The following is a 14214-nucleotide window of genomic DNA, read 5'->3' on the forward strand; positions in this document are numbered from 1 at the left end:
GGCCCTGTTAGGCTGTCATGGACGCGATGTGGCAGAAAAGCATTCTTTGAATGAGCGGCCTTGGTACCCTACGCGCACTTGATCATCTGACCATCGTGAGCCATGGGTCGGTCAACCCGGCAATCGTTTTGAACGTCGTTGGCGCAGGCACAAGCGGCGATGGTTGACCTACCAGAAAAAGCCCGCCGGTCAATCCCTGGCTGGGATTGCCCGACGGGCTAGGAACGATCACGTCACGCGTTGCGCGTGACGTACCGCGTTTGCCATCACTCTTCGCTATGTTGCAGCACCATCAGAGCTACCGAGCGCCCGGTCAGGTCAAATGAGCTGTCGAAGGGCAGGTCCTTGGGTTTGCGCAGTTGTGGCTGGTCTGTATCCATCACGCAGCTCCAGTGTTCGCCCTCTGGAACGCTTGGCAGCTTGAACGGCACGGTGTCGTGGTGGGCGTTGACGATCAGCAACACGGTGGACTCCGAACCTGGACGGGCAATGCCACTGACCTGAGCACGGCCGTCGATCAGCATGCCCAGGCAACGACCATTGGGGTCTTCCCACTGTTCAACGCTCATCTCGTTGCCATCCGGCGCCAGCCAGGTGACGTCCTTGACGCCGATCGCCTCGTTGTAATCGCCCACCAGGAAGCTGGAGCGGCGCAGCACCGGATATTTCTGGCGCAGGCGGGTCAGGCGCTTGACGAACGTCAGCAGCGCCTGGCCTTCTTCATCCAGGTCCCAGTTCACCCAACCGATTTCGCTGTCCTGGCAGTAGGCATTGTTGTTGCCATGCTGAGTGCGGCTGAATTCATCGCCGGCAACGATCATTGGCGTGCCTTGGGCAAACAACAGGGTCGCGAAGAAGTTACGCATCTGCCGCATGCGCAGGGCATTGATTTCCGCGTCTTCGGTGGGGCCTTCGGCCCCGCAGTTCCAGGACAGGTTATTGCTGGTCCCGTCCTGGTTGTTTTCGTCGTTGTCCTCGTTGTGCTTCTCGTTGTACGACACCAGGTCGCGCAAGGTGAAGCCGTCGTGGGCAGTGATGAAGTTGACCGACGAATACGGCCTGCGACCACGGTTGTTGAACATGTCGCCAGAGCCGGTCATGCGTGCGGCGAAATCGGCCAGTTGGCCCTCGTCGCCCTTCCAGAAGGCGCGCACGGTGTCACGGAAGCGGTCGTTCCACTCAGCCCAGCCGGGTGCGAAATTGCCCACCTGGTAACCACCCGGGCCACAGTCCCATGGCTCGGCAATCAACTTGACCTGACGCAGCAGCGGGTCCTGGCGGCAGGCCACCAGGAAGCTGTGACGCTCACTGTAGCCTTCGTGGTAGCGACCCAGAATGGTCGCCAGGTCGAAGCGGAAGCCGTCGACATGCATCTCGCCTGCCCAGTAACGCAGCGAATCGGTCACCAGCTGCAGGACGCACGGATGGCTCAGGTCCAAGGTGTTGCCGGTGCCCGAGTCGTTGATGTAGTAACGCTTCTGGTCGGGCATCAGGCGGTAATACGAGGCGTTGTCGATGCCGCGCATGGAAAGCGTCGGGCCCATCTCGTTGCCTTCGGCGGTGTGGTTGTAGACCACATCAAGGATCAGCTCCAGGCCCGCGTCGTGCAGGTGCGCCACCATCTCCTTGAATTCGGCGATCTTGCCGCTGGCCAGGTAGCTTGGGTGCGGCGCGAAGAACGCGATGGTGTTGTAGCCCCAATAGTTGTTCAGACCTTTGTCGAGCAGGTGCTGATCGTTGACGAAGGCATGGATGGGCAGCAGCTCGATGCTGGAAACGCCCAGGTCCTTGATGTGTTTGAGCAGCTCGTCGTTGGCCAGGCCTGCGAAGGTGCCTTGCAGGTTCTCAGGCACAGCCGGGTGGCGCTTGCTGATGCCCTTGGTGTGGGCCTCGTACACGACGGTCTGGTCCCACGGGGTTTGTACACGGTTGTCCCGGCCCCAGGTGAATGCGGGGTCGATGACCTTGCACTTGGGCACGAAGGGGGCGCTGTCGCGCTCGTCGAACGACAGGTCACCGTCTGGGTGGCCAATGGTGTAGCCAAATAGCGCCTCGGACCATTTCAGCTCGCCGACCAACTGCTTGGCATACGGGTCGATCAGCAGCTTGTTGGGGTTGAAGCGGTGGCCGTTCTCCGGCTCGTAAGGGCCATGTACGCGGTAGCCGTAGATCAGACCCGGATGCGCGTCAGGCAGGTAACCATGGTAGATCTCGTCGGTGTATTCAGGCAGCTCGATCCGTTCGAGCTCTTTCTCGCCGGTGGCGTCGAAGACGCACAGCTCGACCTTGGTGGCGTTCGCCGAAAAGATGGCGAAGTTCACGCCCAGGCCGTCCCAGGTGGCGCCGAGGGGGTAGGGTAAGCCTTCGCGAATGCGCGACGGTGCAACGGAGCGGGTTTTCTTTGCGGTGCGCGGGCTCATGGCAATCCTCGAATGGCCTTGTCTGGAAAATAAGGTTAAGTACTACAACGGCCCTGGCGTCATCAGGCCTGGCAACCGAGGGGCTCGGTGCCAGTGCGGCGCTGAAGACGGCAGGGCCGTGGATGGTTCAGCTAGCGGTCGGCTTTTTCGGTGCGCGTGGCTTCTTCGAAGCCGCAGGCTTCACCCCTGGCAGTGCAGCGACCTTGGGATCGGCTGGCGGCTTGGGTGCAGCAGCGGCTTTGGGCTTGGCAGGCGCCTTGGGCTTGGCGGGTGACTTGGCTTTGGCCCCCGGAGCCTTGGCCTCGGCTTCTGCCAGTTTGCGGGCCATGTCCCAGTGACGTTCTTCCTCACCGTGTGGCTTACCTTCCGACTCCCAGATCTGGTAGGCAAACTCGCGTATGCGTTTATCATCGACACTCATATGACGCTCCTGAATGCTAGTTATCTTCGATCAACAGATTGACTGGAAAGTCCGACAGCACAGCACAAACCATCAACTCTCTTACAGGGCTGACAACGGCCCCGCCGAAAAGTCCAGTCGAATTGGCAGGTGAGAAGTCGAACGGCAATATGACCCGGGTATCTTCCCAGTTCTGGGCAGGCACGTGAGGGCTCTGCGCAGCCCCCAGCAGCTCGCTGGCCAGGCGCGGCGCGACGATGACGGCGCGTTGGGTATCGCCCAGGCGGGCGAAGGCGACGATCTTGTCGGCATGGCGTCCCTTGACGGTCAATGGCAGGTAGCTGCCCCGGCGGAACAGCTCTGGGTTGGCCATGCGGCAGTCCAGTACGCGGGCCACTAGCGCCTGCTTGACCCGGCCGTCGTGCCAGTGGCTTAGCAACGCGTCGAGCGGCGCGGCCTCTGCCAAGGTGCTGCGTCGAGCGGGGTAGTCGACGGGTCGGCGGTTGTCCGGGTCCACCAGGCTGAAGTCCCAGTATTCGTTGCCCTGATAGAGATCAGGCACCCCTGGCACGGTCATGCGCATGAACGCCTGCACCAGGCTGTTGAGCGCTCCCGGGCAACTGATCAGCTGCGCCGCATCGGCGATGGAGGTACGCAGGGGCAGGGCATCGGCCTCCAGCAGCAACCCTTCCAGATAGCGAGCACAGCCCTTTTCGTAGGCTTCGTTGGGTGCGTTCCAACTGCTGCGCAGCTTGGCCTCGCGCAACGCCTTCTGTTGCCACTGACCGACACGTTCGGCGAACTGCTTCAAGCCTTGGGCGTCATCGACGGCCAAGCCCAAGGGCCAGGTGCCCAGCAGGGTCTGGAGCAGCAGCATTTCATCCCCAGGGCTCGGCGCCATGCCATCTTCCAGCTGTGCGCGCAACGGCGCTGCCAGCTCGCGCCAGTGCGCCATGCGGCTGGCCAGCCAGGGGCCGCGTTCGCTCAGCACAGCCAGGCGAGCGCGTGTGTCTTCACCGCGCTTGTGGTCGTGGGTGGCGGTAGCCAGCAGGTTGTCCGGGAAGTCCCGCAGGCGTCGCTGGGCCTCGTTGTGGAAGTGCTCAAGCGGTGCGCTGAAGCGTTCGGCTTCAAAGCCCACATCGTTGCGCGAGAGCAACCTCGCGCTGCGGTAGAACGCGGTATCTTCGACGGCCTTGGCCGCGCTGGGGGCGGTCAATTGCTGGAAGCGTACGCAGGCGTGGCGCAGTTGCTTGCGGGTACGACCCGGTGGCAGCTGGCGCCAGCCTTCGCCGCCCAGCCATTTTTCCAGTTGCTCGAGCAATGGCCAGTCGGCCTCGCTCAGGTCCTGGCGCGCATCGGCCAGGGCTTGCTGGAAGAATGCCTCGTCCTCGGCCGGGCGGCCGCAGGCATTGAAGTAAGTGCGGTAAACCGGGTAGTGCGCCACCAGTGCCTGCAAGGCGCGACGAATGGCGCCCAAGGACAGATCGCGGGTCATCAGGTCGTTTCGCGCGACTTGCAGCAGGGCTTGCGCCACCGACTCGCAATCACCTGCCAGGCTGGCGTTGAGCACCAGATGGCGCGCCAGGCGTACTTCTTCAGTGAACGCGGGGCGCTCGCTGACCGTCGACCACAGTTCGGTCAGCGGGGCCTCACCGGCCGGATCGTGCTGCAACAACGACACCTGGTTCATGAACTCGTAGCCGGTGGTGCCATCGGTGAGCCAGTCGCGGTGCAGATGCTCATCGACGCCGAGGATCTTCTCGACGTAGATGGGGAAGTGCTCCACGTCAGCGTCCAGCGGGCGGCTGGCCATCAGGCTGTCCACGCGCCGGCGCAGCTTGCGGCAATAACCGCGTGGGTCTGCCAGGCCGTCGATGTGGTCGATGCGCAGGCCATCGACCAGGCCGCGTTCGATCAACTCGAACAGCTTGGCGTGGGTGGCTTCGAACACCACCGGGCGCTCGACCCGCAAACCGCCCAGCTCATTGATGTCGAAAAAGCGCCGCCAGTTGATGTCGTCGGCAGCGGTGCGCCAGCTGGCCAAGCGGTAGGTCTGGCGTTCCAGCAGCAGGTGCAGGCGCTTGAAGCCGGCCTCGCTGCGGCTGTCAAATGCCACCAGGGCCGACGCCAGGTCGGCGCCTTCGCGCACGCGACGAGCCAGTTCGGCCTGCAGCGGTGCGGCATCGTCAAGCGGGGTGGCCGACTCGGCCAGGGCAGTGAACTGTTCGGCCAGGCTGGTCAGCGTCGGGTCAGCGCTTAGCGCCAGCACCCAGCCGTAGTCGACCGGGCAGATCGGGAAGCGGTGCTCATAATGAGCGATTTGTAGCACCCCATGGTCGGCGTCGAATTCCAGGGGAATCTGGCCTTCTTTTAGTGCTACCCCGTAATCGCTGCCCAGGAACGGCAGCAGCAATTGACCGGCCAGTAGCGGGTCGGTGGAATGCCACTGGATATCGAAGAACTCCGCATATGGGCTGCGACGGCCCCATGCCAATAAACTCTGCCACCAGGGATTGTCGGCGCCGCCTACGGCCATGTGGTTGGACACGGTGTCCACGATCAGGCCCATGCCGTGCTGGCGCAGCGCCTTGACCAGGCGCTCCAGGGCCGCTTCGCCGCCCAGTTCCGGGTTGACCTGCGTGGGATCGACGACGTCGTAACCGTGGCGTGAACCTGCTCGGGCCTTGAGTATCGGCGAGGCGTACAGGTGGCTGATGCCCAGTTGAGCAAAGTAGGGGACCAGCGGTAGAGCATGGTCTAAGGTAAAGTCGCTGTGGAACTGCAGGCGCAGGGTCGCAGTGAGCGGTTTCATCGGTCGCGCTCCCACGCCTGCTCGCGCGCTTGCGCCAACACTTCCAGGCGCCGTGCGGCATCCTCGTTGTCAAGCATGTGGCTTGCCGGTTCGGCAAAACGGCGGCGCCAGTTGGGATGCCCTTCGGTGGTGCCGGGCATGTTCGGCTGTTCTTCCAGACCCAGCAGGTCTTCAAGCGGGACCAGCACCAGCGGAGCTTTGGTGTAGCCTACATAACCAATAGCGGCATCGATCACGGCAGTGTCGTCCTTCAGCGGGCCATAGTGGGTTTCAAGCGTGCGGCGCAAGCCTTCGTGTTCTTTGCGGCGGTCATCGCGCCATTGCTGTTCGGTGGACTCATCAATCAGGCCCAGTCGCCGGCTCCACTCCACGTCCCGGTTTTGCAACCAACCCGCCACGGTCGCCAGGTCATGGGTGCCGGTGGTCGCCAAGGCATCGTCGGGCCACTGAAGCTGAGGGGTGAACTGGCCTCGAGGCGCCTGCTCGAAGGGCAGCACGCGCATGCCCAGGATGTTTTTCTGCGCCAAGGCCTCGCGTAGCCCGTCCGGTACCGTGCCCAGGTCTTCACCCAGGATGATTGCACCGTGGCGGCTGGATTCGAGCGCCAGCAAGCGAAGCATGTCTTCGAGCGGGTAATACAGGTAGGCGCCTTCATTGGGCTTGCCACCACGCGGGATCAGCCAAAGCCGTTGCAAACCCATCACATGATCGATGCGCAGGCCACCGGCATGGGCCAGGTTGGCACGCAGCATCTCGATGAACGCGCGATAGCCGTTGCGCTTGAGCCCTTCGGGAGAGAACCCGCAGATGCCCCAGTCCTGGCCTGAGCGATTGAGGATGTCAGGTGGCGCGCCAACGGTGAGGTTGGCCAGCAGTTCGTCCTGACGGCTCCAGGCTTGGCTGCCGGCGCCATCGGCGCCAACGGCGAGGTCGGCAATCAGGCCGACTACCATGCCGCTGCCTTTGGCTGCCTCTTGAGCGCGCTGCAGGCTGCGCTCGGTCAGCCATTGGCAGAAGGCGTGAAACTCTACCCTGGCCGGATAACTTTCGGCCAAGGCGCGGACTTCGGTTCCGAAGGGGTCGCGCCACGCCTCTGGCCAGTTGCGCCAATCAGCCCCATGGCCTTTGTCGACCGCCTCGGCTTGCAGCACTTCAAAACGGCAATGGTGCTCCAGTGCCTCGCCTGCGGCCTGGCGATAGCTCTCGAAATCGGCGCGTTGCGGGTGATCGCCTTGGCTGAAGTGCTGGTAGAGCGCGTCCAGCAGCTTGTAGCGCGCATCGGCTGCGCGCGGCCAGTCCACCAAAGCCGCTTGCTCGAGCGAGGTCAGGGTCTGTTCCAGGTGGCAGGCCTCGACCGCCAGGCGCACGGTGCGTTCACCCAGAATGGCCGCCGGGCTTGCGTAAAGCGTATTGAGCAGCAGCCTGCTCGAAGGCGAGTAGGGGCTGTAATGTTGTTGATCGAAGGCCGACAAAGCATGGATAGGGCTGATCGCCACCGCATCGGCGCCCCGTTCGGCCGCACTGCGTACCAGCTGCTCGAGGGCCATGCAGTCACCGTAACCACCATCGCCGGGGCGGCGCAGGCTGTAGAGCTGCGCCGACAAGCCCCAGCAGCGCGCAGGTGCCGCCTCGACCAGATCATGCAACGACGGGCAACCAGGCGGTGCGACCGCGAGCGTAAATCGATGCTGCGCCACTTCTAGTTGGTGATAGCCGACTGGAAAATCACCTGGCAGGCAAGCCTGGGCATCAAGCTGCAAGTCGATGTGACTGCCATCTTCCAGCTGACCACACACCGGGGCCTGCGCTGGGAAATACCGCGAGAGGTCGAGCGGCTTGCCCTGGTCGGCAGTGAGCAGGGGCGGGACGTGCTGGGCGTCATCGCTGTGCTCAAGCCTGGATAGACTGTCTTGTAGTTGCGCGTCGTCGCCAGCCGGATGGCCCAGGGCTTCGAGGAGTTTGCGCAGTACCTCGTCGGTCACTTGCTGCGGTTTGTTGTTGGCATCCACCCAGTTTCGGGCAAGGCCCGCCCGTTGAGCGAGCCGGTGAAGCAGGGAATCGCTCATGGCATCTCCTGGTTTGGGGGTAGCAGGGTGACCACACAGCTGAAGGGCGAAAGCGTCGAGCCGGCGTGCGCCTTGTCGCCGCTGTCGAAAAGGCAGGTGCCTGCAGGCGCAGCCGCCAGGTGCTGCGCCTGGTCGCCCAGGTTCAGGTCGATGCGCAAGGTACTGCCATCCCCCAGCTGCCAGCGTGCAGTCAGCGCCTTGTCAGCCAATACCTCGGCGCCCAGGGAACGGGTGCCAGGCAGGCGCGGGACCAGGTGCTGGCGGCGCGTAGTGAGCAGCTGCTGGTACAGCCCATGCCAGCCGGCAATCACATCCTGCGGGTCAGGCCTGGAGGCGTGGAACGTCTGCTCGGCGTTCGGGTCGGGAATACGCGCACGCTTTTCGGGGTCGGCGAAGGCGGCAAAATGCTCGAATTCACCGCGCCGGCCTTCGCGCACCGCGTCGGCGAGCTCATCATGAAAGTCGGTGAAGAACAGGAAGGGTGCACGGCTGCCGTCGTCATCGCCCATGAACAGCAAAGGAATCATCGGACTCAGCAACAGTAGCCCGGTTGCCGCGCGCAGGGCCGCGGGCGATGTCAGCCGGGTTAGACGCTCGCCCATGGCGCGGTTGCCGATCTGGTCATGGTTCTGCAGAAACAGCACGAAGGCGCTTGGCGGCAGGTGGCCGCTGGGTTCACCGCGTGGTTCGCCATGGCGGTTGAGCTGGCCCTGGAAGACGAAGCCCTCGCCAAGGCAGCGCGCCAGCTTGCCGATCGGGTCATCCTTGTAGTCTTCGTAGTAGCCTTCGGTTTCATCGGTCAGCAACACGTGAAGCGCATTGTGGCCATCGTCGTTCCACTGTGCATCGAAGCCTTGTTCGAGCAAGAACGCCTGGTTGTGCTCGTTTTCCAGCACCAGCCACACGTGTCGGCCCGGCTCGACGGTCTCGCGCACACGCTTGGCCAGTTCCTTGAGGAAGTCAGGCTGATCGATGGCATGCACCGCATCCAGACGCAAGCCGTCGATCCGGTAATCGCAGATCCACATCAGGGCGTTCTGGATGAAATATTCACGCACCTCGGGCCGGCGGAAGTCGATGGCGGCACCCCAGGGGGTCTGACGGTCTTCACGAAAGAACGAGCTGGCGTACTCATGCAGGAAGTTGCCATCGGGGCCGAAGTGGTTGTAGACCACATCGAGCATCACCATCAGCCCGTGGCCATGCGCCTGGTCCACCAAGCTGCACAGTTGCTCGGGTGTACCGTAGTTGTGCTGCGCTGCATAAGGCAGCACGCCGTCGTACCCCCAGTTGCGGGTGCCCGGGAATTGGCTGATCGGCATCAATTCAATGGCGGTAATGCCGGTCGAGGCAATACGGTGCAAATGGCTCGACACACCTTCATAGCCACCCAGTACGCCCACATGCAGCTCCTGGATCACCGCCTCGTGCCAGGGGCGGCCTTGCCAAGGATGCTGCCAGGTGTAGCCGGCCAGGTCCACGACTTGGCTGGGGCCGTGGACGCCCTCGGGTTGAAAGCGCGATGCGGGGTCGGCAACGCGAAGCTCGCCATTGATGCAGTAGCGGTACAGGTCCCCTGGCTTGGCAGGGGCGGTGCCAATGAACCAGCCATCGTCATCGTCATCGGGAACGAGGTCGACGGCGTCCTGGTGCTGCAATTCCAAACTCACGCTGCGCGCGTCGGGTGCCCAGAGGGCGAAGCGCGCCGACGTGGCGTCCTCAACATGTGCGCCATGCCTTTGCATCTTCGACCTCTCTTCAGTAATGAGCCAATTGGGCTTGCTTGACCAGGTCTTCGTACAAGCGTGCGTAGGGTTCCACCGCTTGGCACCAGTTGAATGGCTGGGTCATGGACAGGCAACGCATGGCATTGAGCAGGTCTTTCTTCTGGTAGATGTAGAACGCCCGGCTGAGCGCCTCGCGGTAGCTTTCTACCGTCGACTCGTCGAACAGGAAACCTGTTACGCCGTTCTCGATGGTATCGGCCAGCCCGCCGGTCTTGCGTGCAACGGGCAGCGAGCCGAAGCGCTGGGCGTACATCTGGCTGAGGCCACATGGCTCGTAGCGCGAAGGCATCAGCAGGAAGTCGCTGCCAGCGAACATGCGGCGTGCGTCGGTTTCGTTGAAGCCGATGCGTACACCCACACGGCCGGGATGACGCAGGGCCAGTTCGCGCATGGCTTGCTCTTCTTCAGGCTCGCCACGACCAATGATTGCAATTTGGCCGCCTTGCTCGACGATGTACTCGGCAACGCCCAGGGTCAGGTCCAGCCCTTTCTGGTAGACCAGGCGCGAGACCACGGCGAACAATGGGCCCTCGGAGGGGTCCAGCTGGAACAGCTCGCGCACTGCCTGTGCATTGCGCGCCTTGCCCTCCCAGTCGTTGATGCTGAAATTGTGCTGCAGGTGCTTGTCGGTCGCTGCATCCCAGCTTTCGTCGATGCCGTTCGGAATGCCGCCCAATAGCCCCTGTTGCGCTTTGCTGGCCAGGAAACCGTCCAGGCCGCAGCCGAATTCGGGGGTGGTGATTTCCTGGGCGTAGGTGGCACTGACCGTGGTGATATGGCTGGAGTAGGCCAGGCCAGCTTTCAGGAAGGAGAGCTTGCCGTAGAACTCCATGCCTTCCTGCTGCATGGCATGGTCGGGTATGGCCAGTTCCGGGCTGCAGCCACGGCTGTAGACGCCCTGGTAGGCCAGGTTGTGAATGGTGAACAGGGTCGGGGTGCTCAAGCCGCGCCAGTGCATGTACGCAGGGGCCAGGCCCGCTGGCCAGTCATGGGCATGCACCATTTCCGGTTTCCAATGGATCATGCCTTCACCGGCTGCGATTTCTGCAGCCGCCAGGCCCAGGCGGGCGAAACGGATATGGTTGTCCGGCCAGTCGCGACCGTTTTCTGCTGCGTAAGGCGTGCCGGGACGCTGGTAGAGCTCTGGGCAGATCAACACGTAGATCACCAGCCCGTCGGGCAAGTCCATCCGGCCGATCTTGCAAGGGGGCAAGGCTGCATGGCCGCCCAGCTCACCGACGATGTGGATGGGGTTGTCGCTTTCCACCACCTGCGGGTAACCCGGGATCAGCACACGCACGTCGTGCAGGTGGGCAAGGGCGCGAGGCAACGCCGCGGAGACGTCGCCCAAACCACCGGTCTTCACCAGGTCAGCGATTTCCGAGGTGACGAAAAGGATCTTGCGTTTGTTCGGGTTGTTCTGGCGCTGGGCGCCAGGTGCCTTGCCTGTCTTGGCGAGCTCCGGGGTGAGCGGTTCGCGATGTTCCGATGTAAAGGTAGCTACTTGAGTCGCGACAGCGGCACTGATCATTCTTTCTCTCCGTCCCTAAGCTTGGCCGGGCACTGATAAACCGCGGCGGTCTTTCGTGTTGATTCTCTCTTTGCGAATTCTGCGTACTGCAATCCTTGCCCCCGAGTCGTGCGCACAGGCACAGCGCATTTGGCATTCCGGCCAAAAGGCGAGTGGACTGGTTGGGGTGGGCGGGCCGTGCGTGGGAATAACCCATTTCATCTGGCCTGCTTAGTTCCTGACCTGTCGGCTTTCCTTAAAGTTCGACTTTTTTTCCGTTGCTCTTCCAATGAGCAAATGGCGGGCCGGAACCTGAGTGTAGGCGAGAAATATTACAAATGTGACCGAACGGTCATTCCAGGCGGCCCCCGTGCTAGACGCAAACGTTGGCATCGGCTCGCCGAGCATTCAGGGCGTTTTTATTGCACGCCGGCGAGAGGCGACGAGCGGCGCTGTGTGTATTGCTTTGCACCTTAACGGTGCGACCCGTGCTGTATGACGGGGCCTTGATCGATCGAGCGCTGTTAAATTGATCTTGCGCACCCTGAATGGCAGATAGCGCGGCGTCTCGTCCCCAATAAACCAACATGAACATACCGCCCGTCGCTGAACCCTCATGCCGTCCACTGGACTAACCTGAAAGGCGAAACGTCGTCACTCATTCCAGAAGGGGAGCACCTGCTCATGCAATTGGGAATCGTCGGGCTGGGCCGCATGGGCGGCAACATCGCAAGGCGGCTTATGCTCGCTGGCCATCACACCGTGGTGCATGACCGCAACGCACAAGCCGTTACTGCTCTGGAGGGCGAAGGCAGCGTCGGGGCGGCTGACCTGGCTGCACTGGTCGAGAAACTCCAGGCGCCTCGTGCCGTCTGGGTCATGCTTCCCGCCGGGGCGCCTACCGAGCAGACCATTGCCCAGCTGGCTGACTTGCTGGAACCTGGCGATTCGATCATCGACGGTGGTAATACTTTCTACAAAGACGACATGCGCCGCGCCGCAGAACTGGCCCAGCGTGGGCTTCACTACCTGGATGTCGGTACCTCAGGCGGGGTATGGGGCCTGGAACGCGGTTACTGCATGATGATCGGCGGGGAAAAGGACGTGTTCGAACGTCTGGAGCCCCTGTTTGCAGCACTCGCACCCGGTGTCGGGGACATCCCGCGCACCCACGGACGCACCGGAGAACCACAGCGTGCCGAGCATGGCTATATCCATGCCGGCCCGCCGGGTGCCGGGCACTACGTGAAGATGGTGCACAACGGCATCGAATACGGCTTGATGCAGGCTTACGCCGAAGGCTTCGACCTGCTGCGCAGCAAAGGCGGTGACGAGCTGCCCGAGGACCAGCGCTTTGACCTGAACGTGGCCGAGATCGCCGAAGTGTGGCGCCGTGGCAGCGTGGTCACGTCCTGGCTGCTGGACCTGACCGCCGACGCGCTGGTGGCCGACCCTCAGTTGGCCCAGTTCAGCGGCTCGGTGTCGGACAGCGGGGAAGGGCGCTGGACCATCGACGCGGCCGTCGAGCAGGCAGTGCCAGTCCCGGTGCTGTCCAGTGCGCTGTTCGCGCGTTTCCGTTCGCGCCAACAACAAGGCACGTATGGCGACAAGATTCTCTCGGCCATGCGCCTTGGGTTCGGTGGGCACGTTGAGAAGAAACCTGAATGAGCAAAAAACCGGCAACGCCCGCTGCTCCACCCTGCACCTTGTTCCTGTTCGGCGCCAATGGCGACTTGGTCAAGCGACTGCTGATGCCTGCGCTCTACAACCTCAGCCGTGATGGCCTGCTCGATCGGGACCTGCGCATCGTGGGTGTCGACCACAATGCTGTCAGCGCCGAGGAATTTGCTGAACGTTTGCATGCGTTCATGGCCGAGCGCGACAAAGGTGGCGAGGGTGCTCCAGCGAACCTGGACGAAAAGCTCTGGGCCAGCCTTGCCAAGCGCCTGGACTATCAGACCGGGGACTTTCTCGACGCGGCGACTTATGAGGCGATCGCCCAGCGCATCGACAAGACCAGCCATGGCAACGCCATTTTCTACCTGGCGACCTCCCCACGGTTCTTCCCCGAAGTGGCCAAGCGCCTCGGGGAAGCCGGGTTGCTGGACGAATCGGGCGGCGGGTTTCGCCGGGTGGTCATCGAGAAACCGTTCGGACACGACCTTGCCAGCGCCGAGGCGCTCAACGCCTGCCTGCTGAACGTGATGGGCGAGCGTCAGATTTACCGGATCGACCATTTCCTGGGCAAGGAAACCGTCCAGAACATCCTGGTCAGCCGTTTCTCCAACGGGCTGTTCGAGTCGTTCTGGAACAATCATTACATCGACCATGTGCAGATCACCGCCGCTGAAACCGTAGGGGTCGAAACCCGTGGTGCGTTCTATGACAGCACCGGTGCAATGCGCGACATGGTGCCCAATCATCTGTTCCAGCTGCTGGCAATGGTGGCCATGGAGCCGCCTGCAGCGTTTGCCGCCGACGCGGTTCGCGGGGAGAAAGCCAAGGTGATCGGCGCGATCCGCCCGTGGTCGACCAAGATGGCATTGAAGAACTCGGTTCGCGGCCAATATGTAGCCGGCACCCTGGGCGGGAAGCACGTGCCGGGTTACCGCCAGGAAAGCAAGGTGGAGTCTGACAGCCAGACCGAAACGTTCGTGGCCATGAAGATCATGATCGACAACTGGCGCTGGGCCGGTGTGCCCTTTTACCTGCGCACCGGTAAGCGCATGAGCGTGCGCGATACGGAAATCGCCATCTGCTTCAAGCCGGCGCCGTATGCCCAGTTCCGAGAGTCCGCGTTGCAAAGGCCCAAGCCCAATTACCTGAAGATCCAGATCCAGCCCAACGAAGGCATGTGGTTCGACCTTCAGGCCAAGCGGCCAGGGCCGGAACTGGTGATGGAGAATGTCGAGCTGGGTTTCGCCTACAAAGACTTCTTCAAGATGACCCCGGCCACCGGTTACGAAACCTTGATCTACGACTGCCTGACAGGCGACCAGACGTTGTTTCAGCGTGCCGACAACATCGAGAACGGCTGGCGCGCCGTCCAGCCGTTTCTCGATGCCTGGGCCCAGGGCGGGGAAGTGCACGACTACGAGGCCGGCCAGGATGGCCCGGAGGCGGGCAACGAGCTGCTGGCCCGGGACAAGCGCGAGTGGCACCGGCTGGGTTGACGTTGCACCGTTTCGATCCGATCGCGTGATGCCGGGCCTGTCCGCG

The 14214-nt window shown here is 62.7% G+C and carries 8 protein-coding genes; 2 read left to right on the plus strand and 6 right to left on the minus strand.

The features are described from left to right. Nucleotides 1-266: 266 nt before the first annotated feature. From glgX to glgA, 6 genes are all read right to left on the minus strand, one after another. A complete protein-coding gene (glgX, locus tag FH041_RS03450) occupies nt 267-2420 on the minus strand; it encodes a glycogen debranching protein GlgX (protein ID WP_049695751.1) in 2154 nt (717 codons plus the stop codon). Between the two features lie 127 nt (nt 2421-2547). Then, nucleotides 2548-2841 (minus strand): DUF2934 domain-containing protein, encoded by a 294-nt coding sequence (locus FH041_RS03455; RefSeq protein WP_027916217.1) that lies wholly within the window; start codon nt 2839-2841, stop codon nt 2548-2550. Between the two features lie 16 nt (nt 2842-2857). Then, entirely contained in the window at nt 2858-5632 is a 2775-nt protein-coding gene (locus tag FH041_RS03460) for a malto-oligosyltrehalose synthase (RefSeq protein ID WP_088523349.1), read from the minus strand. Further along, nucleotides 5629-7698 carry a 4-alpha-glucanotransferase gene (gene malQ, locus FH041_RS03465; protein ID WP_088523348.1) on the minus strand — a complete coding sequence of 690 codons (2070 nt, stop codon included), beginning with the start codon at nt 7696-7698 and terminating at the stop codon, nt 5629-5631. Before malQ ends, FH041_RS03460 begins: the two co-directional genes overlap by 4 nt. Then, on the minus strand, nt 7695-9443 hold the full coding sequence (treZ, locus tag FH041_RS03470; RefSeq protein WP_028686549.1) for a malto-oligosyltrehalose trehalohydrolase: 1749 nt from the start codon (nt 9441-9443) through the stop codon (nt 7695-7697). Before treZ ends, malQ begins: the two co-directional genes overlap by 4 nt. Nucleotides 9444-9456: 13 nt before the next feature. Further along, nucleotides 9457-11016, minus strand: coding sequence for a glycogen synthase GlgA (gene glgA, locus FH041_RS03475; protein WP_088523347.1), 1560 nt, complete (start codon nt 11014-11016; stop codon nt 9457-9459). Between the two features lie 663 nt (nt 11017-11679). Here glgA and gnd point away from each other — a divergent pair. Both gnd and zwf read left to right on the plus strand, forming a co-directional pair. Beyond that, the gene (gene gnd, locus FH041_RS03480; protein WP_027916212.1) at nt 11680-12663 is read left to right on the plus strand and encodes a phosphogluconate dehydrogenase (NAD(+)-dependent, decarboxylating); all 984 of its coding nucleotides are present in this window, start codon (nt 11680-11682) and stop codon (nt 12661-12663) included. Next, nucleotides 12660-14168: a glucose-6-phosphate dehydrogenase gene (gene zwf / locus FH041_RS03485; protein ID WP_088523346.1), complete on the plus strand. Its 1509-nt coding sequence runs from the start codon at nt 12660-12662 to the stop codon at nt 14166-14168. The genes gnd and zwf overlap by 4 nt, the downstream gene beginning before the upstream one ends. The last annotated feature ends 46 nt before the right edge of the window (nt 14169-14214 follow it).

This window comes from Pseudomonas sp. SWI7 (genome assembly GCF_006351945.1).
GTDB classification, from domain to species: domain Bacteria; phylum Pseudomonadota; class Gammaproteobacteria; order Pseudomonadales; family Pseudomonadaceae; genus Aquipseudomonas; species Aquipseudomonas fulva.

What these genes read in the sequence shown, in the direction of transcription:
- glgX (WP_049695751.1), bottom strand. Translation starts at nt 2,420, where the DNA reads ATGAGCCCGCGCACCGCAAAGAAAACCCGCTCCGTTGCACCGTCGCGC.
- FH041_RS03455 (WP_027916217.1), bottom strand. Translation starts at nt 2,841, where the DNA reads ATGAGTGTCGATGATAAACGCATACGCGAGTTTGCCTACCAGATCTGG.
- FH041_RS03460 (WP_088523349.1), bottom strand. Translation starts at nt 5,632, where the DNA reads ATGAAACCGCTCACTGCGACCCTGCGCCTGCAGTTCCACAGCGACTTT.
- malQ (WP_088523348.1), bottom strand. Translation starts at nt 7,698, where the DNA reads ATGAGCGATTCCCTGCTTCACCGGCTCGCTCAACGGGCGGGCCTTGCC.
- treZ (WP_028686549.1), bottom strand. Translation starts at nt 9,443, where the DNA reads ATGCAAAGGCATGGCGCACATGTTGAGGACGCCACGTCGGCGCGCTTC.
- glgA (WP_088523347.1), bottom strand. Translation starts at nt 11,016, where the DNA reads ATGATCAGTGCCGCTGTCGCGACTCAAGTAGCTACCTTTACATCGGAA.
- gnd (WP_027916212.1), top strand. Translation starts at nt 11,680, where the DNA reads ATGCAATTGGGAATCGTCGGGCTGGGCCGCATGGGCGGCAACATCGCA.
- zwf (WP_088523346.1), top strand. Translation starts at nt 12,660, where the DNA reads ATGAGCAAAAAACCGGCAACGCCCGCTGCTCCACCCTGCACCTTGTTC.